Annotated in this window: 23 protein-coding genes; 9 read left to right on the top strand and 14 right to left on the bottom strand. The window is 70.4% G+C overall.

Going from position 1 to position 22,122, the window contains the following annotated elements; translation table 11 throughout:
- Nucleotides 1–4: 4 nt before the first annotated feature.
- The 6 genes from lon to HS104_31935 all read right to left on the bottom strand — a co-directional run bounded on the left by lon (nucleotide 5) and on the right by HS104_31935 (nucleotide 7,569).
- Nucleotides 5–2,392: an endopeptidase La gene (gene lon, locus HS104_31960; protein MBE7484569.1), complete on the bottom strand. Its 2,388-nt coding sequence runs from the start codon at nucleotides 2,390–2,392 to the stop codon at nucleotides 5–7.
- Between the two features lie 101 nt (nucleotides 2,393–2,493).
- Nucleotides 2,494–3,111 carry a TetR/AcrR family transcriptional regulator gene (locus HS104_31955; GenBank protein MBE7484568.1) on the bottom strand — a complete coding sequence of 206 codons (618 nt, stop codon included), beginning with the start codon at nucleotides 3,109–3,111 and terminating at the stop codon, nucleotides 2,494–2,496.
- A gap of 132 nt (nucleotides 3,112–3,243) precedes the next feature.
- The gene (locus HS104_31950; GenBank protein ID MBE7484567.1) at nucleotides 3,244–3,465 is read right to left on the bottom strand and encodes a hypothetical protein; all 222 of its coding nucleotides are present in this window, start codon (nucleotides 3,463–3,465) and stop codon (nucleotides 3,244–3,246) included.
- A gap of 114 nt (nucleotides 3,466–3,579) precedes the next feature.
- Nucleotides 3,580–5,487, bottom strand: a complete 1,908-nt coding sequence (locus HS104_31945; GenBank protein MBE7484566.1) for a hypothetical protein — start codon at nucleotides 5,485–5,487, stop codon at nucleotides 3,580–3,582.
- Nucleotides 5,488–5,539: 52 nt separating this feature from the next.
- Nucleotides 5,540–6,127: a pyridoxamine 5'-phosphate oxidase gene (gene pdxH / locus HS104_31940; protein MBE7484565.1), complete on the bottom strand. Its 588-nt coding sequence runs from the start codon at nucleotides 6,125–6,127 to the stop codon at nucleotides 5,540–5,542.
- On the bottom strand, nucleotides 6,124–7,569 hold the full coding sequence (locus tag HS104_31935; protein MBE7484564.1) for a PLP-dependent aminotransferase family protein: 1,446 nt from the start codon (nucleotides 7,567–7,569) through the stop codon (nucleotides 6,124–6,126). The genes pdxH and HS104_31935 overlap by 4 nt, the downstream gene beginning before the upstream one ends.
- Before the next feature lie 101 nt (nucleotides 7,570–7,670).
- Here HS104_31935 and HS104_31930 point away from each other — a divergent pair, with 101 nt between their 5' ends.
- The 4 genes from HS104_31930 to HS104_31915 are packed head-to-tail and all read left to right on the top strand — an operon-like array spanning nucleotide 7,671 to nucleotide 12,893.
- On the top strand, nucleotides 7,671–9,899 hold the full coding sequence (locus HS104_31930) for a hypothetical protein (GenBank protein ID MBE7484563.1): 2,229 nt from the start codon (nucleotides 7,671–7,673) through the stop codon (nucleotides 9,897–9,899).
- A gap of 33 nt (nucleotides 9,900–9,932) precedes the next feature.
- Nucleotides 9,933–11,564 (top strand): serine/threonine protein kinase, encoded by a 1,632-nt coding sequence (locus HS104_31925; protein ID MBE7484562.1) that lies wholly within the window; start codon nucleotides 9,933–9,935, stop codon nucleotides 11,562–11,564.
- A gap of 6 nt (nucleotides 11,565–11,570) precedes the next feature.
- Nucleotides 11,571–12,506, top strand: a complete 936-nt coding sequence (locus HS104_31920) for an alpha/beta hydrolase (GenBank protein ID MBE7484561.1) — start codon at nucleotides 11,571–11,573, stop codon at nucleotides 12,504–12,506.
- A 42-nt stretch (nucleotides 12,507–12,548) separates the two neighbouring features.
- A complete protein-coding gene (locus tag HS104_31915; protein MBE7484560.1) occupies nucleotides 12,549–12,893 on the top strand; it encodes a hypothetical protein in 345 nt (114 codons plus the stop codon).
- An 84-nt stretch (nucleotides 12,894–12,977) separates the two neighbouring features.
- Here the strand turns inward: HS104_31915 and HS104_31910 are convergent, their stop codons facing one another.
- Nucleotides 12,978–13,691: a hypothetical protein gene (locus HS104_31910; GenBank protein ID MBE7484559.1), complete on the bottom strand. Its 714-nt coding sequence runs from the start codon at nucleotides 13,689–13,691 to the stop codon at nucleotides 12,978–12,980.
- A 243-nt stretch (nucleotides 13,692–13,934) separates the two neighbouring features.
- A complete protein-coding gene (locus HS104_31905) occupies nucleotides 13,935–14,462 on the bottom strand; it encodes a TetR/AcrR family transcriptional regulator (protein MBE7484558.1) in 528 nt (175 codons plus the stop codon).
- A gap of 224 nt (nucleotides 14,463–14,686) precedes the next feature.
- Between HS104_31905 and HS104_31900 the strand changes: the two genes are divergently transcribed.
- Nucleotides 14,687–15,517, top strand: a complete 831-nt coding sequence (locus tag HS104_31900; protein MBE7484557.1) for a hypothetical protein — start codon at nucleotides 14,687–14,689, stop codon at nucleotides 15,515–15,517.
- A gap of 68 nt (nucleotides 15,518–15,585) precedes the next feature.
- Nucleotides 15,586–16,263, top strand: coding sequence for an AraC family transcriptional regulator (locus HS104_31895; GenBank protein MBE7484556.1), 678 nt, complete (start codon nucleotides 15,586–15,588; stop codon nucleotides 16,261–16,263).
- A 351-nt stretch (nucleotides 16,264–16,614) separates the two neighbouring features.
- Here the strand turns inward: HS104_31895 and HS104_31890 are convergent, their stop codons facing one another.
- Nucleotides 16,615–16,839, bottom strand: a complete 225-nt coding sequence (locus HS104_31890; GenBank protein ID MBE7484555.1) for a hypothetical protein — start codon at nucleotides 16,837–16,839, stop codon at nucleotides 16,615–16,617.
- Between the two features lie 245 nt (nucleotides 16,840–17,084).
- Between HS104_31890 and HS104_31885 the strand changes: the two genes are divergently transcribed.
- Nucleotides 17,085–17,600: a hypothetical protein gene (locus HS104_31885; GenBank protein ID MBE7484554.1), complete on the top strand. Its 516-nt coding sequence runs from the start codon at nucleotides 17,085–17,087 to the stop codon at nucleotides 17,598–17,600.
- A gap of 279 nt (nucleotides 17,601–17,879) precedes the next feature.
- Here HS104_31885 and HS104_31880 read toward each other — a convergent pair whose 3' ends face one another.
- The 3 genes from HS104_31880 to HS104_31870 are packed head-to-tail and all read right to left on the bottom strand — an operon-like array spanning nucleotide 17,880 to nucleotide 19,813.
- On the bottom strand, nucleotides 17,880–18,536 hold the full coding sequence (locus tag HS104_31880) for a queuosine precursor transporter (protein ID MBE7484553.1): 657 nt from the start codon (nucleotides 18,534–18,536) through the stop codon (nucleotides 17,880–17,882).
- A 49-nt stretch (nucleotides 18,537–18,585) separates the two neighbouring features.
- The gene (locus tag HS104_31875) at nucleotides 18,586–19,272 is read right to left on the bottom strand and encodes a hypothetical protein (GenBank protein MBE7484552.1); all 687 of its coding nucleotides are present in this window, start codon (nucleotides 19,270–19,272) and stop codon (nucleotides 18,586–18,588) included.
- A 19-nt stretch (nucleotides 19,273–19,291) separates the two neighbouring features.
- Nucleotides 19,292–19,813: a DUF4442 domain-containing protein gene (locus tag HS104_31870; GenBank protein MBE7484551.1), complete on the bottom strand. Its 522-nt coding sequence runs from the start codon at nucleotides 19,811–19,813 to the stop codon at nucleotides 19,292–19,294.
- Nucleotides 19,814–19,877: 64 nt separating this feature from the next.
- Here HS104_31870 and HS104_31865 point away from each other — a divergent pair, with 64 nt between their 5' ends.
- Entirely contained in the window at nucleotides 19,878–20,273 is a 396-nt protein-coding gene (locus HS104_31865) for a hypothetical protein (protein ID MBE7484550.1), read from the top strand.
- On the opposite strand, the gene HS104_31860 is transcribed toward HS104_31865, so the two are convergent.
- Entirely contained in the window at nucleotides 20,267–20,593 is a 327-nt protein-coding gene (locus HS104_31860; GenBank protein ID MBE7484549.1) for a hypothetical protein, read from the bottom strand. The two genes, HS104_31865 and HS104_31860, sit on opposite strands and share 7 nt — an antisense overlap.
- A 76-nt stretch (nucleotides 20,594–20,669) precedes the next feature.
- Between HS104_31860 and HS104_31855 the strand changes: the two genes are divergently transcribed.
- Nucleotides 20,670–21,362 (top strand): haloacid dehalogenase-like hydrolase, encoded by a 693-nt coding sequence (locus HS104_31855; protein ID MBE7484548.1) that lies wholly within the window; start codon nucleotides 20,670–20,672, stop codon nucleotides 21,360–21,362.
- A 6-nt stretch (nucleotides 21,363–21,368) separates the two neighbouring features.
- On the opposite strand, the gene HS104_31850 is transcribed toward HS104_31855, so the two are convergent.
- Nucleotides 21,369–22,040, bottom strand: coding sequence for a hypothetical protein (locus tag HS104_31850; protein ID MBE7484547.1), 672 nt, complete (start codon nucleotides 22,038–22,040; stop codon nucleotides 21,369–21,371).
- Nucleotides 22,041–22,122: the final 82 nt, after the last annotated feature.

The raw sequence follows: 22,122 nt of genomic DNA, 5'->3' as shown, positions 1-22,122 counted from the left end.
AAGCTCAGGACGCTCGGCTGAGACTCGTCGTCGCAGACCCCGGGTCCAGCAACACACGGGCGGGCCCGGCGTCGAGCGCCGCGGCCAGCGCGTCGCGCATGTCGGTCACGAACACGACCTCGAGCGCGGCCTGAGCTTCAGCGGGGACCTCCTCGTAGTCGCGCCGGTTCTTCTCCGGCAAGATGACCCGGCGAATGCCCGCGCGGTGCGCAGCGAGCACCTTGGCCTTGATGCCGCCGACGGGCAGCACGCGACCGCGCAGCGTGACCTCGCCGGTCATGGCGGTGTCGGCGCGCACGCTGCGTCCGGACAGCAGCGAGGCGAGGGCCGTGAAGATGGTGATCCCCGCGCTCGGGCCGTCCTTCGGCACCGCGCCCGCGGGCACGTGCAGGTGGAGATCGCTCTCGTCCAGGCCGGAGACGTCCAGCTCGAGCTCCGAGGCGTGGCTCCGAAGGTAGGTCAGCGCGGCGCGCGCCGACTCCTTCATCACGTCGCCCAGCTTGCCGGTGATCTCCAGCCGGCCCTTGCCGGGCATGCGCGAGGTCTCGATGAAGAGGATGTCACCGCCGACGGGCGTCCAGGCCAGGCCCGTCGCCACTCCGGGGACCGCGGTGCGCTCGGCCACGTCGTTGGAGAAGCGCGGCTTGCCCAGGTAGCGCCCCACGTCGGCCGCTTCGACGCGCACGCGAAGCGGCGCCGAGTCCGTGGCCCGCGCCACGTCGAGCGCGACCGAGCGCAGGAGCCTGGTGAGCTCCCGGTCGAGCTGGCGCACGCCCGCCTCGCGGGTGAAATCGGCGGCGATGGCGCCGATCGCGCCGTCGGTCAGGATCAGTGCGTCGTCGCCCAGGCCGACCTCCCGCATGCGCTTCGGGATCAGGTGCTTCTTGGCGATGCCCAGCTTCTCCGGGTCGGTGTAGCCGGAGAGCTCGACGATCTCCAGCCGGTCGCGGAGCGGCGCGGAGAGCGTGTCGAGGGTGTTGGCCGTACACACGAAGAGCACCTCGGAGAGGTCGAACGGCACCTCCAGGTAGTGATCGGTGAAGGTCTTGTTCTGCTCCGGATCGAGCACCTCGAGCAACGCGGCTTCCGGCGACCCCGCCCAGCCGGAGAAGAGCTTGTCGATCTCGTCCAGCAGGATCACCGGGTTCTTCTTCCCCGCCTTGCGCAGGGCGTGCACGATGCGGCCCGGGAGCGCGCCCACGTAGGTGCGGCGGTGCCCGCGGATCTCCGCCTCGTCCCGAGCGCCACCCAGGGCGATGCGAACGAAGGGGCGTCCGGTGGCGTCGGCGATGCTCTGGCCGAGCGAGGTCTTGCCGACCCCCGGAGGGCCGACCAGACACAGGATGGTGCCGCGCGGGTTGCCGGAGAGCTTGTGTACCGCCATGTGCTCGAGGATCCGCTTCTTGACGTCGTCGAGGCCGAAATGGTCCTCGTCGAGCTGGGCCGAAATCCGACCCAGATCGTTCGTCGTCTCCGCGCGCCTGCTCCACGGCAGGTCTGCAAGCCATTCCAGGTAGGTGCGGATGACGTTGGCCTCCGGCCCCTGCCCGCCCTGGGCCTCCAGACGGCGGAGCTCGCGCTCGGTCACCTTGGCGACCTCCTCCGGCAGCTCGGCCTCCCCGAGCTTCTTCCTCAGACGCTCGCCGTCGCCGCCTTCGTCGCCGTCGCCGAGCTCGCGGCGGATCGCGGAGAGCTGCTCGCGCAGCACGGCCTCGCGCTGCTTCTTGCCGAACTGCTCGCGCACGTTCTTGTCGATCTTGCTCCGCAGCTCGGTCAGGGTCTTGGCCTGAGCCAGGAGCTGGATCACGAGCTCCAGTCGCTTGATGACGTCCGCCGTCGCCAGGAGCTCCTGGGCCTTGTCCGTGTCGGGCAAGAGCCCGGCGGCCACACGATCGGCGAACAGGCCCGGCTTGCCGTCGATGCTCGGCACCTGTTCCAAGGCGCCGCCCGCGTCCTTCATCGTGCGCTCGACCTCGCGCTTCAGCGCCTCCGCCAGGAGCCGCGCTTCGGCCTCCGAATCGCGAGCCTCTTCGAGCACTCGACCGCGCCCTCTCCAGAACGGCTCGACGCCGGCGAGCTCGGCGAGCTCGAACCGTTCCAGCCCTTCCAGGGTGACGCGGTAGGTGCGCTCGTTCTGGCGCTCCACCCCGACGACGCGCGCCAACGTGCCGTGCGGATGCAGATCGGCGAAGCCCGGCTCGAGGACCTCGCCCCGCCGCTGGCTCATGACCAACACGAGATCGCCCGCGTGCAGCGAGAGCACGAGCGCGAGGGAGCGCGGCCGCCCCACGTTGAACGCGAGCGTGGAGCCGGGGAACAGCACGCCGGAGCGCAGGGGCAGGACTGGGAGCGGGGAATCTGGGAGCGCGGCTCCCGAACGCAGGATTTTCAAGGGACCTCCGTGAACGATGAACGGAAAGTAAATTCGTTCACAGATTCGTCAAGGCGCTCGGCGCGATTCATTTGGGGTCGCGGCCCCAGGCGGGCAAGCGCTCAGCCCGAACGCCGGCGCATCGGCTTGGCTCCCGGACGGTCGAGCAGGCCGTGCAGCAAGAGCTGGGCGAGATCGCGACACAGCCCCAGGGCCTCGCCGCGCTCGAGCTCGAACAACCACGGCGGGCTGAGCGTCGCGAAGGCTCGCTCCACCAAGAGCGAGGCCCGCTCCGGATCAGCAGCCCCGAGCTCGGCCAGCTCGCGCGCGACCAGCGCACGTTCCTCGTCGCGGAAGCGCGCGTAAGAGCGCTTCGTGACGGAGCAGAGCACCAGATCGCAGGAGTGAGCGCCCTCGGACTTCAGCTCGAACAGCGCGGAGACGCGCGCTTCGAGCGCGGCGCTCAGCCGCAGCGCGCCGCGCTTGCCCTCCACCGCGACCCGCATCGCGCCGAGCACCCGATCGTGCCGGCGCGCCGACAGCTCCGCGACGATGTCCTCCTTCGAGCAGAACTCCAGGTACACGCTGCCGACGCCGATGCCGGCCTCGCGCGCGATGTCACCGATGGTGGTCTTCTGCGGGCCGTAGTGGCGGAAGAGCTTCTCGGCGGCGTCGAGGATCTCGGCGCGGCGCGCGGCGTCGCCGCCACGCTCTGCCGGCTTGGCTGGCTTGCGGGCCATTGGGGAAGAACCGTGAACGAAAGTCTCGGTCCTTCAGAGCCTAACTCGGCCCTCGAAATAGAAGAAGGGCGGCCGATTGGCCGCCCTTCGGGAATCGCGTTCGAGCTCCGCAGGCGGGCCCGAATCTGCGGCTCACTTCTTCTCTTCTTCCTTCTTCTCGCCGCCCTCTTCCTTCTTCTCCTCGCCGCCAGCGGCCGGAGCCTCGGGGGTCTCGGGGGTCTCCGGGGGCGTCGCCTCGGGGGTCGCGGGGGCTTCCGGAGCCTTCGCCTCGGGGGCCGGGCTTCCGCCGCAGGCGATGCCGAGGGCGCTGATGCAAACGAGCGAAACGAGAGCGGTTGCGGTACGCAGATTCATCTTGAGGGATCCTCCTGTGGTGAGCCGCAGACCGGCCCACACAAGCCCAGACGCTCGACCCGGGTGGATCGGCTCGCGAGGCCGGACCAGACCCAGTGAATACTCCGAAACCATTCACTTTTTCTTCGGAGCCTTGGCCTTGGGCGGCTTCGCCCCCCGGCCGTAGCCAGCGCCAGCGCCCGCGCCTTGCCCGCGGAGGCCGAAGGACCCGATGCCGATGGTGCCCTCGCCGGTACCGCCGCCGCCGCCGGTGCCCCGAAGTCCGAGCCCACCGGCGCCGAACGCCTCTCCGATGCTGCTGCCAGCGAGCCCACCGAGCACGCCGTCCATTCCACCCCAGGTTTGGCGCGCAGTGCCGAGCTCCACGCGCGCTTTGATGCTCGAAGGAGCGCGCGCGAGGATCTTGGGGCCCATGCTGCGCAGGCACTCGGCCACGTCGCCGGGGGCGTCACCGCTCACCTCCAGAGTGACCGAGCCGTCGTCCTTGAGCGTCGCCTCCAGCTCCACGGCCTGCTTGCCGCCGCGCTCGGGCAAGCGCCAGAAGCTCGCCTCGAGGCACAGCCGGAACAAGGACGCTACGTTGCGCTTGCCGTCCGCCTTGGCGTCGTCCTTCAGCGCGTTGCGCTCGTCGTGCTCGGGCGAGAGGTCGCGCGTGCCGAGGGCCGACAGGAGGCCGATCATGCCGGAGCTGGGCGCAGCTCTCCGCTCCTGCTCTTCGAGCTCGCGGACGCGCTCCGTGTCTCCCTTCTGCTTTGCCAGCGCGATCAGCACCGAGTAGCCGTCCTTCGCATGCTTCGGCGCGAGCGCGATGGCCCGCAGAGCGAGCTCCGCCGCACGTTTCGGATCGTGTCGGTGCAGCGCCCGGAGCGCGAGCTCGCTCTGCACCCGCGCCTGAGTCTCGGGTTTGGCTTGCACCGACTCCACGTCCACGCCGAGTCGCTCGACGGCGTCGCTGGCCAGCCTGAGCTCCGGCGACCTCCGCGTGGTGAAGACCGGGTGCTGCGTAGCAGTCCGATCCAGCTCCGCCAGCGCCAGCGAGAGCGCCTCGCGGAAGCGGCCCGCGCGGTACTCGGCCACGACCCGAGCCGACCGGAGGTCCGAGCGCTTCACCGGCTCGTCCTTCAGCTCGGGCTCGGCCAGCGCACGCGCGAACGCTTCGGCCGCCTGTCGGTGCTCACCGCGTTTGCCGAGCAAGAGTCCGTGCCGGGCGTGAAGCTCGTAGCGTTGGTCCGCCGGGGCGCTCGCGAGCAGCGGCGTCAGCTCCCCCAGCGCCCCATCGGCGTCGGCGGCCGCCCAGCGCTGCACCAGGAGCGCGTAGCGCGCGACCCGCCCCAGCTCCGTGCTCGCGTCGGACAGCTCCTTGGCGCGCTCGAGAGCGGGGATGGCGAGGCTCGAGCCGCCCGCTTCCCAGCCCGGGGAGAATTCCCCGTAGTCGAAGCCGTAGTCGGCCGGCTGGTTCATGCTGGCGATGTCGGACTGCCGGCTGTCTTCGATCTGCAGTCGCGCGACGGCGAGCGCGAGCGCTACGCTCGGCGCCTTCTCGAGCTGCTTCTCGAAGGCGGTCACGGTCTTCTCGTGAGCGCGGCGGATGAGGTCCGCTCGCTTGTCGAAGGCCGCGCGCAGCTTGTCGTACTTGGCGGCCGCGGCGTCGCACTGTTCCATGCAGCCGAGCGTCGCGTAGTGGGCCTCGCGCATCGGACCAGCCGCCTTCTCGAGCTGCGCGGTCGCCGCGAGCGCCGCTTCGAAGCGCCCCTTCCACGGCGGGGCGAGCTCGTTCGCGATCGATTTTTCGTCGAGGGGTCGCGCGCGCACGCTGCCGACGTGAGCATCGGCGTAGTGGGCGTACATGGTGAGCGCCATCGCCACCACCGGCAGCGGCCGGGGCTCCGGCGGCGGCGCCTTCTCGGCCGCGGGCTTCGGAGCCTCGACCACGGTCAGCTTGGGCCCCTGGCTCGCCGGCGGGGGTGCGCCCGCGCAGCCCGAGGCCAGGATGAACGCGGCGAGCCAGGCGGATCTCGTCATGGCGAGCTTCCTACGCGATGCCCGGGGACACCTTCCCCCGGGCGCCCTCAGTCTACGGCGCGAGCACTTGGTACCGCCACCCGGTCGCCTCTCGGACGAAGAGGTGGCGGAAGTGGAGGCGAGTCGGGTCCCCCACCCAGAGCTCGATCGACTCGGGATCGAGCGCGTAGCCTCCCCAGTGCGGAGGGCGAGGCACGGGCGCCCCGGCGAGGTCGGCCTCTGCCCGCTGGCGCAGCCGCACGAGCTCGTCCCGAGAGATCGGCCGGCTCTGCGGCGAGATCAGCGCCGAGAGCTGGCTCTCGCGAGGGCGCGTCGCGAAGTACTCGTCGGAGTCGGCGGAGGGCACCCGCTCCACCCTGCCCTCGACCCGCACCTGGCGCTCGAGCGCCGGCCAGTGGAAGAGGAGCGCCGCGTGCGGGTTCTGCTCGAGCTCGCGCGCCTTGCGGCTCTCGTAGTTGGTGAAGAAGCGGAAGCGCCCCGCGACCACGCCCTTGAGCAGCACCGTGCGCAGCGACGGCCGTCCGTGCGGGCCGACGCTGGCGAGCGTCATCGCGTCCGGGTGCTTCGGCACGGTGCGGGCGTTCTCCGCGTACCAGGCCTCGAACACGACGAGGGGATCCGACTCCGCTCCGACGTTCACGCCGCCTCCAAGAGCCGCGACAGCTCCTCACCCAGGATCTCGAGGCCACGGGTCAACTTGGGCGTGGGCAGGAACGCGAAGCCGATCGGGAAACCGTGCAAGTGAGGCGCGCCGTGGAAGGCCCGAGGCAAGAGCGTGATGCGCACCTTGCGTTCGAGCATTCGCTCCGACAAGCGATCGAGATCGACCCTTCGCGGCACCTCGAGCCAGAGCGTCGGCCCTCCGCCGGGCGAGGTCCAGCGCACCCCCGGGGGCATCAGCGCGTCGAGCGCCTCGAGGCAGCTGGCGTAGCGCCGGTCGAGCTCGACCTGCATGCCGGCGAGGTGCGTGTCGTAGTAGCCGCGCTCGAGCAGCTCGCACAGCGCCGCCTCGATCAGCGTGGGGTTTCCCAGCGTCGCGACGCGTTTGGCCGCCACCAGGGCCGGAACCGTCTCCGCGTTGCCTGCGACGAAGCCCAGCCGCAGCGACGGCAGGAGCTTCTTCGTGAACGAGTTGACGTAGGTGACGTTTTCGCCCCCCAAGGCGCGCAGCGTCGGCCGGTACTCCTCGTGCGACAGCATGTCAGAGCCCCAGTCGTCTTCGACCAACGCGAAGCCCAGCTCGTTCGCGAGCTCGAGCAAACGCACGAGCTCGTGGGTCGAGTACGAGCGGCCGGTGGGGTTGTGGAAGCTGGTAACGGTGTAGAACAGCTCGGGACGAGTTGCTTCGAGGACCGCTCGCCACTCGTCGAACGGGACCGCGCCGAAGGGATCGAGCCGGAGCCCCACCAGCTCGGCGCCCAGAGTCTCGAACAGCGCTTTGGCCTGCTGGTAAACCGGGTTCTCGGTGGCGATCTTGCGGCGCGTGAGCGCGCGGCACACGGCGTCCAAGGCTTGCTGGGAGCCCGTCGTGATCACGATGTCGCCGGCGCTCACCTCCATGCCGCGGCCGCGGAGCCGCTTGGCGATGACCTCGCGCAGGGGCGCGTATCCCTGCGCGTCGTACAGGGCGTGCAGCCCGGGGATGTGCAAGACGCTCTTGAAACACTCCGCCAGGCGCTCGCGCGGCAGGAGCTCCGGGTCGATGAACACCATGCTGAGCGGCAGCACGTCGGGCTCCGGCAGACGCTGGCGGTCCAGGGCCGGCTCGCCGAAGCGCGGCGCGGGCGCGCCGAGCGGCGTGGCAGCCCAGGCAGCGCTCGGCGCTTCGGCGACGAACACGCCATCGCGCTCCTTGGTCAGGAGCAGCCCGCGAGAGCACAGCTCGTCGTAGGCCGCCTGAACCGTGTTCTTGGAGATCCCGAGCTCGTGCTCGAGCGCGCGCACCGGCGGAAGGCGCGAGCCTCGCGGCAGCCGGCCGGCGCCGACCTCCTCGGCGAGGGTGCGCACGATGTCCTCGGCGTTGACCCGGCGGCGCGGACCGGACGGCTGAAAATTGACTCGAACGAACGGGGCTCTCGCCATCTCGGACGAGAGCCTAGCGCCGGCCCGGCGCCCGCCCCAGGGACAGCGCAGACGGCGCGGTTGGGACAGGGACGACCCGGCGTGTATCCTCGGCGCGAACCATGGGCCAGGGCCGTCGCGCGGAAGTCGGCCGAGCCGTCCTCGCGGCCGCCGTCGCGTCGGGTGCAACCGTCGCCCAGCTGGTCGGGTCCAAGGCCGCCCGCGACGCTCTGTTTCTCTCGCACCACGAGGTCCGGCGACTCCCGGAGATGATGGCGGCGGCGGCGATCGTGTCGCTCATCGCCGCGGTAGCGGCCGCGCGCGCCATGGCGCGCTGGGCCCCTGCGCGAGTGCTCCCCGTGGCGCTGGTGGTGAACGCAGCAGCGTGTGGCGTCGAGTGGCTGCTCGTCGCACGCTCGCCGGCCATCGCAGCGATCGCCTTGTACCTTCAGGTCGCCTTCCTGGGTGCGACGCTCTCCGCCGGCACCTGGGCGCTGGTCAACGAGTGCTTCGACCCGCACACCGCCAAGCGCGTCGTGGGCCGGGTGGCGATGGGCGGCACCGCAGGGGGCGCGCTGGGCGGGCTCCTGGGCTTCTCGCTCGGCCGCGTGAGCGGAGTCCCCGTGATGCTGATCGTGCTCGGCGCGCTGAACCTACTCGCGGTGATCCCGGTGACGATGCTGGCGCGGCGCGCGAAGAGCCAGCCGGCGCCGGACCGAAGCGCCGCCAAGCGCTCGGGCTTCGACGTGCTCTCGGAGCACGCATACCTGAGGCAGCTCGCGCTCCTGGTGGTGCTGGTGGCGGTGACGAGCGCGTTGCTCGACTACGTGATGAGCGCGAGAGTGGTCGCGCGCGTCCCAAAGGGACCCGAGCTCCTGGCGTTCTTCGCGCTCTTCCACATGGGAGTCGGACTGGCCTCGTTCGCCATCCAGGCCTTCGTGACGCGAGCCGCGCTCGGACGCCTGGGCCTGGGCGGCACCATGTCGCTCTTGCCGGCGACGGTGCTGGGGGTCACGGGCCTGGCGCTCCTGTCTCCTGCGTCCTGGAGCGCCGTGGCCGCCCGCGGGGCCGACGCGCTGGTGCAGAGCTCGCTTTACCGCGCCGCCTACGAGGTGGCCTACACGCCCGTGCCCCGCACGCAGAAGCGGCCGGCCAAGATGCTGATCGACGTGGGCTTCGACCGCATCGGCACGGCGCTCGGCAGCGGGCTCGTGCTCCAGATCCTGCCGCGAGTCGCCCACGTCGAAGGGGTGCTGCTCCTCTTGGCGCTGGGGTTCTCGGTGCTGTCCCTGATCACCGCCATGCGGCTCAGCCGCGGCTACGTGACGGCCCTCGCCCAGAGCCTCAAGCGCGGGGCCGTGCGGCTCAGCGAGCGCGACGTGCTGGACGCGACGACGCGACGCACGCTGGCCGAGACGGCGGCGCTGGATCGCAAGAAGCTCCTCGCCAGCATCGAGCGCCTGCGGCCGAGCGAGAGCCGCGACTCCGACCAGCCGCCGCCGGAGCGGCTCTCGGAGGACCCGCTCGTGAGCCTTCCCCCGGACGTCCGCGACGAAGGCTTCGGCTCGGCACCGCTCTCGATGCGCTTCGCGCTCTCGCGGGACAGCGAGGCGCCGAGCGAGCGGGACGACGCCCTCGACGACCTCGAGTCGGGCTCCGTCGCCCGCGCGCGCGCCCGACTGGAGCGAACGGACCAGCTCGAGCCCGAGCTGGTGCCGGCGGTGATCGCGCTCTTGGGCAGCGACGACCTCTCGCGCGACGCCCTGCGCGCGCTGCGGCGCCAGGGCGCGCAGATCGCCGGGCAACTGGTGGACGCGCTCCTCGACGAGCGGCTGGACGTGGTGGTGCGGAGGCGCATTCCACGCGTGCTCGAGTCGCTCTCCGATCCGCGGGCCGTCGAGGGGTTGACGAGCGCGCTCTTCGCCGCCGAGCTCGAGGTGCGCCGGCAGGCGGCCTTCGCGCTCCAACGCCAGGCGACCTCGCTGGGGCTGACGCCGCCGGTCGAGCGCGTGTTCGCCGCGGTGGAGAACGAGCTCAGGACCGGCGCGGGCCACCAGGAAGCCGAGGCCTCCGACGAAGCCGCCCGGCAGGCAGCGCTCGCTTCGATCGAGCACGCGGTGGTGGTGCTCTCGCTGGTCCTGGAGCGCGAGCCCTTGGGCCTGGCCTACCGGGCCTTGGGCAGCGGTGACGAGGCGCTGCGAGGTACGGCGCTGGAGTACTTCGAGAACGTGCTCCCCGAGGCGCTTCGCGCCACCGCGCTGCCGCTGCTCGGCAGGCTGGTCCCGGCAGACCGGCCGAAACGGGACGCCTCGACCCTGAGGGAGGAGCTGCTCCGGACGCGAGGCGGGTGAATGAGCTGACGCTTCGATATACTGCGCAGGGCCGTGACCAGGACTCCTCGCCCATCCTTCCTCGGCGCGCTGCGCTTCGGCACCGACTCCGACGCACACGCCGACGAGCAGGCGTTCCTGCAAGGGCGCGTGGCGCTGTTCGCGCTGGTGGGTGCGCTGGTCGCGCTGGGGTTCTTCCTGCTCGCGAACTCCGTGATGCTGGCGCTGGCCGACGAATACACGGTGGCCGGCGTGCTCCAGAACGCGGGCAATCGCATCCACCTGGGCGCGATCGGCCTGGGCTTCCTGTTCTGGGCGGCGCTCCGGTTCGGCAGGCCCAGTCGCAGAGGATTGCTGTTCGCCGACGTGGCGCTCACCGTCTCGGTGCTCAGCGCCTACGCTGGGATGACGCTGGTCGAGTTTACCGCGCGCCCGGAGCGGGTGGACCTGGTCATGCTGCTGATCACGATGATCGTGCTGACCCTGCGCGCGGTGTTGGTGCCGTCGAGCCCCCTCCAGACGCTGGCGGTGACGAGCCTCGCCTGCGTTCCGGCCGTGACGGTGGGCACGGTGGTGGGCCGGCACGCGCCGTCCACCGTCGCTCACTTCGCCGCGCCGGTCTACGCGGCCATCTGGTCGCTGGTGATCGTCGTCGTCGCGACGTTCACCTCCCGGGTCATCTACGGCCTGCGCAGCAAGGCCGCCGAGGCGCGCCGCCTCGGGCAGTACCTGCTCGACGAGAAGGTCGGCGAGGGCGGCATGGGCACCGTGTACCGCGCTCGCCACGCGCTGCTCCGCCGGCCGACCGCCATCAAGCTCCTGCCCCTGGAGAAGGTGGGTGCGCAGACCATCGCGCGCTTCGAGCGCGAGGTGCAGCACACCAGCAGCCTGACGCACCCGAACACCGTGTCCATCTACGACTACGGGCGCACTCCCGACGGCGTCTTCTACTACGCCATGGAGTACCTCGACGGCGTGGACCTACAAGACCTGGTGGACCAGACCGGGCCGCAGGACCCGCGCCGGGTCGTCCACGTCCTTGCGCAGGCAGCCGGCGCCTTGGCCGAGGCCCACGCAGAGGGCCTGGTCCACCGGGACGTGAAGCCCGCCAACATCGTGCTGTGCGAACGCGGCGGCGCGCCGGACACGGTCAAGGTCGTGGACTTCGGCCTGGTCAAGGACGTGACGAACACCGACTCCACGCTGAGCACCGTGAACACCATCGTCGGCACTCCGCTCTACATGGCGCCGGAAGCCATCGTGTCGCCGGACACCGTCAGCGGCAGCGCCGACATCTACGCGCTCGGCGCGGTGGGCTACTTCCTGCTCACGGGGGTGCCGCCGTTCGAAGGGCAGAGCGTGGTGGAGGTGTGCAGCCAGCACCTGCACCAGACACCGGTGCCGCCATCGGTCAAGCTCGGGCAGGCGCTGCCGGAGAAGCTGGAGCAGGTGATCCTGGCATGCCTGGCGAAGAAGCCCGAGGATCGGCCGGAGTCCGCGCGGGCGCTGCGGGATGCGCTCGCTCGGGCGGGGCTCGAGCCCTGGACCGAGGCGGACGCCGCGGCCTTCTACGCCGAGCACCCGCTGGAGAGGCTGCGCGCCCCGACGGCGCCGACGGTGCGCCAGGCGGCAGACTCGCCCAGCGTGGTCAGCGTCGATCTCGCACACCGCGCGCCTGCGGAGTGACGCCCCATGCGCATCGAGGTGCCCGTCGAGTCGTTCACCATCCGCTCCAAGGACGGCGCCGGCGTGCGCGTCCACAAGACCGGGACCGGCCCGCACCGCTGGCTCCTGACCCCGGGCCTGGGCACGCCGCTCTTGTGCTGGAAGCACATCTTCGAGGCCTTCCACCAGCGCATGACCATCGTCACCTGGGACCAGCGCGGGTTGTTCGACTCCGAGCGGCTGCGCGACCGGAGCGCGCTCCGCTTCGAGCGTCACGTGGACGACGCCGAGGCCATCGTCGAGCGCCTGGGCTGGAACAGCTTCGTGACGGGCAGCTGGAGCATGGGCGTGCAGCTCGGCCTCGGCCTGTACGAACGCATGCCGGAGCGCATCCAGGCGTTGGCGCTGATCAACGGGGCGTTCGAGCACGTTCTCAGCACGGCCTACGGCCCCGCGCTCACCGCGCCGTTGCTCCGGGCCACGCTCGCGGGGCTGGTGCGTGGCGCGCGCGTGCTGAACCCCGCCGCCCGCCGCCTGCTGGCCAGCGGTACCGCCGGCCTCTTGATGGACAAGCTGGCCGTCTCCACCGCCAACGCGCCGTTCGTGACGGCGGTCACCCAGGAGCTCGCGCGGGTGGAGCTCGGCACCTACTTCAGCATCCTGCTCGAGCTCGACAGACACTCGGCGCGACCGGTGCTCGACAAGGTGAAGGTGCCCACGCTGGTCACCTCCGGCTCCAAGGACGTGGCCACCCCGCCCAGCGTCATGCGCGAGCTGTCCCGCCACATCCCCCACGCGGACTACGTCGAGATCGAGCGCGGCACCCACTACACCCCGCTCGAGTACCCGGAAGCGCTGAACCGCGCGCTGGAGCGCTTCTTCTCCCGCGTCTTCGCCGAGCGCTGGCCGCCGGCGGGGGCCTCGAGCGAAGACGCCGTGAAGCCCGCGGGCGCGTCGGAGTAGTCTCGCGCTCCGAGTGATCAGCTCGCCACCTTCATCGTAACATTGCACGACCACGCCGATGTCGAGCAGCGGCCTCCGCTCACGCATCGCCGACTCGCGATCCGGGAAGCCGACGCGGATCTCGCGCACCACCTCACCGCCCGGCAGCTCGCCGTCGCGCAACGCCTTGCCCAGCTTCCAGATCTCCCAGGGCTGGACGTGCTCGCCGGGGCCGGCCGCGCACGAGAACACGGCGACCTGTTCGCGATTGGGGGCACAGGCTTGGGGTTCAAGAGCGTCAAGCCGCTGGTCTGGTGGCTGCTCTTCCAGGGCCCCTACCTGGGCTCCACAGAGTCCCGGATTTCAGCCTGCGCGTGGCACGAAGATCGCATCACACCCGATCTGTGACTTCTCGGCCCCATCAGCTCGTCGAGCTTCGCACGGTAGCTTCGCTCGGGCTAGCGTCTGACCTGCCAGATCGCTGCACGCGCCTCACGGCCGGTGGCAATCGCGGTACTTGCGCGATTCCGCGACCGCGCGGCGGTAGCGCACGCCATCGTAGCGATACTCGTTGTACATCAAGTGCTCACAGCAGTGCGGCAGGCAGGGGAAGAACCCCCCGAGAGCGCGCAGCCCCTTGGAGTATCCCCCGACGACTTCGAGCCGTACTCTGGTGTCGATGCGTCCCGCATAGTGACCGCACGGCCCGCGCATCACGTAGACGAAGTGCGCCCCGCCGAGTGTCGGTTGCCCCAGCAACACCTGGTCGTCCTGCTCGTCGCCGTCCAGGTCGCGCCGAATGACGACCCGCGGCCCGTCGTGATCGTCCGTCTGCTTGCGGTGCGTACCGCCGGGTCGCACGCGGCGCTCGACATCAGCCACCGGGTCAACACACGCGCCGACAGGGCGGTAGCGGAGCTTCTCGGGTGGCCTCTCTGGCTCGAGCTCGACGGGAGGTGCGTCGGCCTCCGCACCGGGGCCCTGATCGCGCGAAGGCGCGGCAGCACCGTCGTCGCGCGCTGAGTCGCCTCCCACGCCCGCGGAAGCGTCGACCACCGCCGGCGCCTCGCCGGGGGACGCATCGACGCTGCCCTCGGTTCGCGGCGTGAGCGTTGGGCTGGCATGGGATCCCGTCTCCCGCGCTCCCGCGCAGGCGTGTGCGACGAGCAAGCCCACGGTCGCGCAGGAGAGGAGTGGTTGTCGCATCCGCACGACAATCTACCCGAGTTCATGCACAGGCGCGCGACCAAGGCGCGTGCCGCGCTGCCGCTGTAGCGCGTCCGCGCCGAGCTCGATCTTGCCGGCGCTCGGCCGTGGGAGTTGGTCGTCGCAGAGGAGCGCCCGCGTGCCGTCGCCGGCACGGGTGTCGATGCGGTGATCCGCTCACGCCGTCGGAGCTGAGCCACCGCACGACACGGATCTCATCAATATGGTGCGAGCTCCTTCTTCTCAGCCAGACGCACCTTCGAACGAGGGGAGCGGGTACTTCGACACCGCCGTCAGGTAGCGGGCGGGCGTGCCGAGCGCCCGCAGGTAGAGCTCGGTCACCTGCTCACCGTAGTCGGGCGGCGTGGCTCCGCTGGCCATACGCATGAGCGCCTGCCGCAGCCCTCCGTAGAGTAGGTCGGTGGCCGACTCGAGGCTGGACGCACGGAAGGTGCCCTGACGGAGGCCTGCCCTGAGGTCGCGCTCCGGCAGATCGAGTCCTCCAAGGGTCCACACCTGCGCGACGAATTTGCAGAAACCCGAGTCCGACCTCGCCCTCGCCAGGAAACTCCGCAGGCCGACCCCAAAGCGGAGGACAGGATCGTCGATCCCCTCGAGACTGCCTTCGATCGCCGCGATGAGCTGGCGGGTCGCCCACTCCGATGCGGCCGCGAGCAGCTCTTCCACGCTCGCGTAGTGGTTGTAGAAGGTTCCTCTGGAGATTCCGGCAGCGCCGAGGAAGTCGTCGATCTTGGGGGCGGTCGGGCCCATCTCTCCGAAGACCCCGAGCGCGGCCCGCAGGATTCGCGTCTCGGTGCGAGCGCTGCGTTCCCGGCCGACGCGCGTCCGGTGATCCTGCTTTCGGCTTTTGCGGGGGGTAGGGCGTGTGGACATCGTCTAGCTCCCAGTGTGCTCATAGTGCTCACTTCTGTCAACTTGACGACCTGGTACAACATGACCATGTTGCTCTCGCGCTCGTCGCAAGGAGAGAGAAAATGGACAAGGAAATCCTGGTTGTGGTCAGCAGTGAAGCCGCCGCGTACGAGGTGGTGAGGGCCCTCGAAGCGCTCGACCGAGAGGGCACGATCGAGCTCCACTCGTTCACGGTCACCTTCAAGGCGGACAGCGGTACGTTCACGGCCAAGGAAGAGCGCCGGCTCCGTTCGCCGGGCACTGTAGCCCTGGCGACGTCCACGGGCGCGCTTCTGGGCCTGCTCGGCGGACCGATCGCGCTCGCGGCCGGTGCCACGGCGGGAGCCGCCGCTGCCGCCGCTGCGGCGGGCGTGGCAGTCGGGGGGACGATGGGCGGGACCGCGGCGGTCGGCGGAGACTTGACCTACTCGGAGTTCGCCAGCGAGCTCCTGCGACCTGTCGTCGCGAGTCTGAAGCCCGGGAGCTACGTCGTCGCCGCCAGCATCTACGAGGATTCGACGGGTCCAGTCGATGCAGCGGTCGCGCCTCACGGGACCGTCGTCTTCCGCCAGGCGACGGACGACGTGGTGGTGGCCGGGATCAAGGCGGACTGGCAGGCGATGAACGATGCGCTGGACCGAATCGAAGCCGAGATCGACCGCAGTGTGGGCGAGGAGAAGGCCAAGCTCTTGGCAAAGCGGGACGAGCTCCTCATGGAGCAGAACGCCGGACGCGCGGCGCTGGAGGCCCGCGTGCGCCTGCTCCAGGAGAGCTGGGACCACGAGATCGCGAACGTCAAGGCCAAAGCTGACGCGGCGGAAGCGCGCGCTGCCGCGCGCCACGCCGAGCATGCCAGGAAGCTCTCCCGCTTCGTGGCGACGCAGAAGAGGGCGCTCCACGACCTCTTCACTTGAGGAGGCGACCGGCTTACGGTCGAGCTGCTCGCGTGTCCACGTCCGACCTTCATCGCACGAGCTCCGTCGTGCTCCTGAGAAGCCTCGGTGCCCATGCGGAGAAGGTCGGTCTGGGCGCGGGGGAACTGCTGCGCGCGATTGGGCTTTCGAGCGCGCTCCTCGAGGAGCTGGACGCCCGCGTCCCCGACGAGAAAGTCCAGCGCGCCTGGACCGAGCTCGCGCGCGCAACGGACGATCAGGCGCTCGGCGTCCGTTTCGCAGAGCGCGCCGCGGAAGGCGAGTTCGAGGTGCTCGACTACGCAGTGTACTTCAGCAGCACGTTGGGCGACGCGATCGAGCGCATCGCTCGTTTCTATCGCCTGCTCTCGGATTCCCTAGCGATCCGCATCGTCCGCGACGGTCGCGAGGTCAGGATCGTGCGGCTGGTCGCGGGCACGGATCCCCACGAGCAGGATGCGTTCTTCGCGACTGTCTGCGCACGCATGCGCGTCCTCACCGGAGGTCCTCTCGCACCGAGCAAGGTGCGCTTCGAACACCCGCCTCACGCCGTGCAAGAGCTCGAGGGGTTCTTCCGGAGTCCGGTCCACTTCGGCTGCGCCAAGAGCGAGCTCGTGTTCGCCGCCTCGGATCTCGAGCGCGCCGCGCGTAACGCGAGGCCCAAGCTCGCGGAGCTCCTGGATCGATACGCCGCCTCGACGCTGCTGGAGCGGATCCGCGACGTACTTGGATCGGGCGCTTTGGCCTGAACGGGCCAGCACGCTTCGGCCGAGGGTCGTGCTGTGGCAGCAACGCGGCCAAGCTAGGTGAGGGCGCATCCGCTCAGCTTGCTCGATCCTGTTCTCAAGGAGCCCCACAGACTCCCTAATTTCGGGCTGCGCGGAACGCGAAAATCGCATGACACCCGACGTCGGGCTCGCTGTCGGGTCCGGTGGGCTTCGGAGGGGGCGCGAGCTCGCAGGTACGGTGAGGGCTCCCGTGATGGCTTGGCGGCCGGATGCAGGCGCGCAGCATTCCTTGCCCGCACTGCGGGGGCATCTTCCCGGTCGCGGGCGTGGCCTCGGAGATGGCCTGCCCGTACTGTGCGAGCCGCTTCGCGCTCACTCCCGCTGCCGTTGGCCGACGACCACGGCGCCATCGTTCAAGGCCACGGCGTCGGCTTGGGGTTGGCTCCAGATCTCGACCTCGGCTCCCCCCTGCTTCGGAAGCCGGACCACGTGACCGGCGCTGTCGGTCAAGAACAGGTGGGTCGCGTCGCCGGTGAAGGAGTGCACGCCGCCGGCTTTGACGCACTCGGGCGTCGCGCTTTGCGTGGCCTTCGGCACTCGCCCCAGTGGACCTCCTGCAACGCATGCCGCAGCAGCACGTCGCGAGGGTGCTCGTTCAGCGGCCGAGCCCGCGAAAGCCGCAGCTCTCTCCATGCTAGGCTGCGTGCATGGGTTCGCAGTCGGCGCGATCATGGGGTGAGGGCTCGCTGCCGGCGGAAGCAGAGGCACGCTTCGTAGCCGGCGTCGAGTACTGCGGGAGGTTCTTCGTGGGAGAGTCCGAAGCACACAAGGCCCTCTACAAGTTGACCGCGCTGTTGGAAGCAGACGGATTGCCGTACGCAATCATCGGCGCGTTCGCGTTGCTCGAATACGGCCACCGGCGCGTCACGGTCGATGTCGACCTGGTGATGCGCGACGAGGACCTCCAAGAGTTCAAGCGGCTGCACCTCGGAAAGGGCTATGCGGAGCGCGTGCCCGGCACAGGCAAGCTGTTTGACACCGAGTTCGGGGTGAACGTGGACGTGCTCAGCACGGGCCGCTTTCCAGGTGACGACAAGCCGAAACCCATCGCGTTCCCGGATCCGGCCGCCGTTGCGGTGCGCGGTGCCCGCTTCGCGCTGCTTCCCATGTCGCTCTACATCGAGCTCAAGCTCGCCTCGGGGCTGGTCGCGCCCCATCGCGCGAAGGACCTGGTCGACGTGCAGGAGTTGATTCGCAGCGCGAAACTCCCGCGCGAGCTGGCTTCGTCCCTCGACCCGTGGGTGCGGGAGAAGTTCCTCGAGCTGTGGGACCTCGCGCAGGTCGAAGATCCGTTCTGACCCACGTGGGTTCCGACGCGCCGCTGGCGGTCACGCGCGAGCTCAGAACGTGACGCTGAACGGGCCTTGATGGGTCAACATGCCCGAGCACGGGTTGGCCTTCGCGCCGTGCATGATGCCGGTAGCGCACGTCGCGCGCGAGGTCCCGACATCTCATGTGCCGCAGATCGCGTGCGTTGTCTCCGTGGACGCGAGCCAGCGCCGAGCTTCCGCCCATCCACGGGTCGAATTGCGAGCTTGGGTCGCGAGCGTTCTTGGTGGTCGAGCCGCACACGGCGCTCAGGTCTGAAGCGAAAACGGCGTGAAGCGCGTGTGCGTGTCGAAGTAGTCCTCGCGCTCGGCGACCTTCAGCGCGCGCACGATGCGGTAGGTGAGCGGAGTGGCCAGGACCTCCCAGCCGACCTTGATGCAGTAGTTCGCGATCATCACCTTCAGGAGCAGGTCGTTCGACCAAGTGCCGTAGAACGCCAGCGGGTAGAACACCAGCGTGTCGCAGGCCTCGCCGGCGATCGTGGAGCCGATGGTCCGCGTCCACAGGAAGCGGCCGCGGGTGGCGATCTTCAGCTTCGCCAGCGTGAACGAGTTGGTGAACTCGCCGCAGAAGTAGCCGATCAGGGAGGCCAGCGCGATGCGCCAGGTGGAGCCGAACGCCGCCTCGATCACCGGCTGTCCGGTCCAACCGGCGGCCGGCGGCAGGTGGACCACCACCCAGCTCATGAGCGACGCGAAGGCGAGCGCGCCGAAGCCCGCCCACACCACTCGGCGCGAGCGCGCGTAGCCGTACACCTCGGTCAGGATGTCCCCGAATAGGTAGGACAGCGGGAAGAACAGGTTCCCCGCGCCGAAAGCGAAGGTCTCACCGAACAGCGTCACCTCGGTGACCTTGCTCACGCCGATCAGGTTCGCGCACAAGAGCACGCAGACGAACGCCGCCATGATCAGCTCGTAGTAGCGGTAGCTGCGAGGGCCGGTGCTCACGTTCGTCTCAGCGCTGGCAGGTGGCCGTCTTGCCCGGACCGCAGCCGCAGTCACCCGTCATGGTGATCGCCGCTTCGGTGTACCCGGGGGGGCAGTCGTCGCCGCAGTCGTTGTTGCAGCACGCGAAGAGCTTCGGGCCGCAGGCGCGCTCGCAGAGCACGCCGTTCACGCAGAAGGTCGGGTTGCAGGGGCCACACTCCGTCAGGCAGGTGAGCTTCTTGACGTAATACCCGGCGGGGCAGACCACGCTGCCGCACTGGAGGATCTGCATGGGCGGGCTCGCCTGTGGCGTGTGGCTGACCCCCTTGACCGGATCGCAGACGTCGTCGGTGCAGGGGTCGTCGTCGCTCACCGTGAGCGGCTTGCCGGCCGCGCACTTGCCCTGCGCGTTGCAGGTCTCCTCGCCGTTGCACACGTTCCCGTCCGCGCACGGCGCCCCAGGGGATGGCGCGTGCGTGCACAGATTGCCCCAGCAGCCGTCGAGGGTGCAGGGGTTCCCATCGTCGCACTCGTCGGGCGTGCTGCACTTCGCGTCGGTCGTGGTGGCGTCCCCGACCGTTCCCCCGCTGGCCGCGTCGGGCGGACTGCCGCCACTGCCAGCGGACCCGAGGGGCGGGCCCTCGTAGCCGTCGACGGAGTCGATCACGCTGCACGCTGCGGCCAGCACGATCAGCAGGCCCGAGAGCGCGCGCATCGGGGACATTCTAGACGAACTAGCGCCGGCTTGCAGGCTTGGGTCCGACGAGCGTGCGCAAGGTGGCGCGGGCGACCACGCGGCCTGCGGCGTTCTGGATGTCCACCGGCACCCGGTACTCGCAGCGCTCGCTGCTCGGCGGGACGGGGCAGTCCACCACCGCGCGCAGCTTCCCGCGGGCTTTTTCCAGATACTCGATGTCCAGCCCCGCCACGATGAAGCGCGCGTCGTCCGGCAGCGAGTAGGCCAGGGCGATGTTGCCGGCCAGCTCCGCCAGGTTGACGAGCGCGACGGCGTGAACGCAGCGCAGGTGGTTCCTCACGGCGCGGCGGTCCCGCAGCGTGACCTCGGCGTGACCGCGCCGGAGCACCTCGACGCGCGCGCCGATGCTAGCGGTGTAGGGCGCGGCCAGCCCGACGGCGCGCGTGAACAAGCGATCGCCGCCTGGTACGCGGCTCAGCCGGTCCCACAGCTCACGGATGGGGTTGCCGTGCGCTTCCGACAAGCGCGAGGGAAGTGGGAGCGCTGAAGCGAGGCTCATCTGGCAGTTCGTGCGCCGGGGGCGAACGAGCTGCAAGAGGAACGAGCCGTGGTACGCTCCGGCCGTGCGTCGATTCATGCTCTGCCTGCCACTGCTCTCTGCCCTGGCCTGTGCCGCGGAGCCCAAGGTCACGCCCATCGTCGGGCCCGACGGCTCGCGCATGTTCCACGTGAGCTGCGCCGGAAACGAGGCGCGCTGCTACGAGCTCGCCGGCGAGCGTTGCCCGATGGGCTACGATCTGGGGCGCACCATCGGCGAGCGGGGCAGCCTGCTCGTGCGCTGTCGCGGGCCGGGCCAGACCGCGGCAGCGTCCGGCTGGGCACCGATGGTGGACCTGGCGCCCACGCCCTACGGCCCGCCGACGCCGGGCGGCAGGCCCTACGCGACCCCCGTGCCGGTCACGACGGCGCCACCGGGCTACCCGCCGCTCGGCCCAGCGAAGAACGACATAGGCTACTGAGGCGCCGACTTCTTGCGCAGCGCACCCACCGCGATCGCGACGAGCGCCAGCAGCAGCGGCAGCGCACCGAAGCTCGCGCCGAGCGTGGTGCACTGCGCCGCTTCCTGGTAGCCGAGCTGGCGGATCCGCTCCGCCTGCGCGGGATCGACGCCGCCGCCGGAGACGGCCGAATCGACCGCACCCCGCCCGATGACCGTGCCGCCGGCGCCCATCGCTGGCACCGAGCAGGAGACCGCCAGCGCCATCACGCCGAGCACCAGGCCGACTTTAGGGCGGAAGATCGCCACCGCGAGCGCGATCAAGCCCGCCAGCACCGCCACGACCCCCAATCCCAAGACGGCGAAGGCCGGCCAACCGCACTCTCGGAACATCTCCATCGCGCCAGGCGACGCTATCATGGAGCGCGTGCGCGCACCCACGGTCTTGCTCTTCGACATCGACGGCACGCTGGTCACCACCGGCGGGGCCGGTCGTCGCGCCATGGAGCGCGCGTTCGAGCAGACCACCGGCCGGCGCGACGCGACGCGCTTCCCCTTCGCGGGCATGACCGATCGGGCCATCGTGCGGATGGGGCTGCGGATGGTCGGACACGAAGACGACGACCAGGCCGTCGATCGCCTGCTGGCGATCTACATCTCATTGCTCGGCGCCGAGGTGGACGCCGCGAGCGACTACGACGTGTACCCCGGGATCGTACGGGCGCTCGACGCCGCGGAGCGCACCGCCGACACCGCCGTCGGTCTCGGCACGGGCAACGTGCGGGAGGGCGCGCGCATCAAGCTCTCCCGGGGCAAGCTCCACCAACGCTTCGCCTTCGGGGGCTTCGGCTGCGACCACGAGGAGCGCGCGGAGCTGCTCCGCGCTGGCGCCGAGCGGGGGGCGGCGTGGCTCCGTCGTCCGCGGAGCGAGTGCCGCGTGGTCGTGATCGGCGACACGGTTCGCGACGTGGACGCGGGCCTGGCGATCGGCGCCGAGGTCTTGGCGGTGGGGACCGGCGGCGAGGAGCTCGAAGTGCTCAGAGCGCGCGGTGCCTCGCTGGCGGTCCGCGATCTGGACGAGCCAGGCGCGCTCGACGCGCTGCTCGGCTGAAGCGAGTCACTTGCAGTCGGTGCCGACTTCCCAGGCGCTCGGACCGCCATCGGGGTTGTAGAGGCACTTCATCACCGTCCAGCCGCTGGTGCCGCTGGCGGTGCTGCACGGGTAGCCGCAGCTCTCCCAGACTCCGCCGAAGCCGCCGGCGTAGCACTGCTCGCCGAGCTTGGGCGGCACGCTGGGACAGGGTGACGGCGGATTCGTGCCCTGCGGGATCGACCAGCCTCCGCTGCCGCAGTAGAGGTCGGTGTTGGGGCACGAGTCGTAGGGCTTGGCTGGGTCGCAGGCCTTCGGCTCGATCTGCCAGGGCGCGAAGCTCGGCTCGGGCGCGCAGGTGTAGATGAAGGTCTGCTTGCCGCTCTGGCAGGGGATCTCGTAGGTGCACTTCTCACCCGCGGCGATCGTGCACGGGCCGAACGAGCTCGGTGGGGCCGCCGGGCAGCCAGGTGCTCCGCCGCTGCCGCCCGTCGCGCCGCTTCCGCCCACGGCGCCGGATCCGCCGGTCGCGCCGCTGCCGCCCGTCGCGCCGTTGCCGCCGGTGGCGCCCGAGCCCCCGCTCCCGCCGGTGCCCCCGGCGGACGAGTCGGTCTCCCCGCCGCAGGCGAGTGTGGCCGCGCCCGCGAGGGTCGCGGTGACGACGAACGGCGCGCGGAGCTTGCGGATGGCGGACTTCATTCCCGGAAGGTTAGCGGCGATCGCGCTCTTGACCAATGTCATTGACGGACTCTACGGACTGACTGGGCGCGTGGAAGATGCG

The organism is Polyangiaceae bacterium (assembly GCA_015075635.1).
Classification (GTDB): domain Bacteria; phylum Myxococcota_A; class Polyangia; order Polyangiales; family Polyangiaceae; genus JADJKB01.
Note: the sequence above shows the minus strand (reverse complement) of the source record. Positions and strands in the feature narration are given on the sequence as shown.

Coding starts and splice junctions, on each gene's coding strand:
- HS104_31955 (MBE7484568.1), bottom strand. CDS start 3,111: ATGGCCCGCAAGCCAGCCAAGCCGGCAGAGCGTGGCGGCGACGCCGCG.
- HS104_31950 (MBE7484567.1), bottom strand. CDS start 3,465: ATGAATCTGCGTACCGCAACCGCTCTCGTTTCGCTCGTTTGCATCAGC.
- HS104_31945 (MBE7484566.1), bottom strand. CDS start 5,487: ATGACGAGATCCGCCTGGCTCGCCGCGTTCATCCTGGCCTCGGGCTGC.
- HS104_31935 (MBE7484564.1), bottom strand. CDS start 7,569: ATGGCGAGAGCCCCGTTCGTTCGAGTCAATTTTCAGCCGTCCGGTCCG.
- HS104_31930 (MBE7484563.1), top strand. CDS start 7,671: ATGGGCCAGGGCCGTCGCGCGGAAGTCGGCCGAGCCGTCCTCGCGGCC.
- HS104_31920 (MBE7484561.1), top strand. CDS start 11,571: ATGCGCATCGAGGTGCCCGTCGAGTCGTTCACCATCCGCTCCAAGGAC.
- HS104_31910 (MBE7484559.1), bottom strand. CDS start 13,691: ATGCGACAACCACTCCTCTCCTGCGCGACCGTGGGCTTGCTCGTCGCA.
- HS104_31905 (MBE7484558.1), bottom strand. CDS start 14,462: ATGGGCCCGACCGCCCCCAAGATCGACGACTTCCTCGGCGCTGCCGGA.
- HS104_31900 (MBE7484557.1), top strand. CDS start 14,687: ATGGACAAGGAAATCCTGGTTGTGGTCAGCAGTGAAGCCGCCGCGTAC.
- HS104_31880 (MBE7484553.1), bottom strand. CDS start 18,536: ATGGCGGCGTTCGTCTGCGTGCTCTTGTGCGCGAACCTGATCGGCGTG.
- HS104_31875 (MBE7484552.1), bottom strand. CDS start 19,272: ATGCGCGCGCTCTCGGGCCTGCTGATCGTGCTGGCCGCAGCGTGCAGC.
- HS104_31870 (MBE7484551.1), bottom strand. CDS start 19,813: ATGAGCCTCGCTTCAGCGCTCCCACTTCCCTCGCGCTTGTCGGAAGCG.
- HS104_31855 (MBE7484548.1), top strand. CDS start 20,670: ATGGAGCGCGTGCGCGCACCCACGGTCTTGCTCTTCGACATCGACGGC.
- HS104_31850 (MBE7484547.1), bottom strand. CDS start 22,040: ATGAAGTCCGCCATCCGCAAGCTCCGCGCGCCGTTCGTCGTCACCGCG.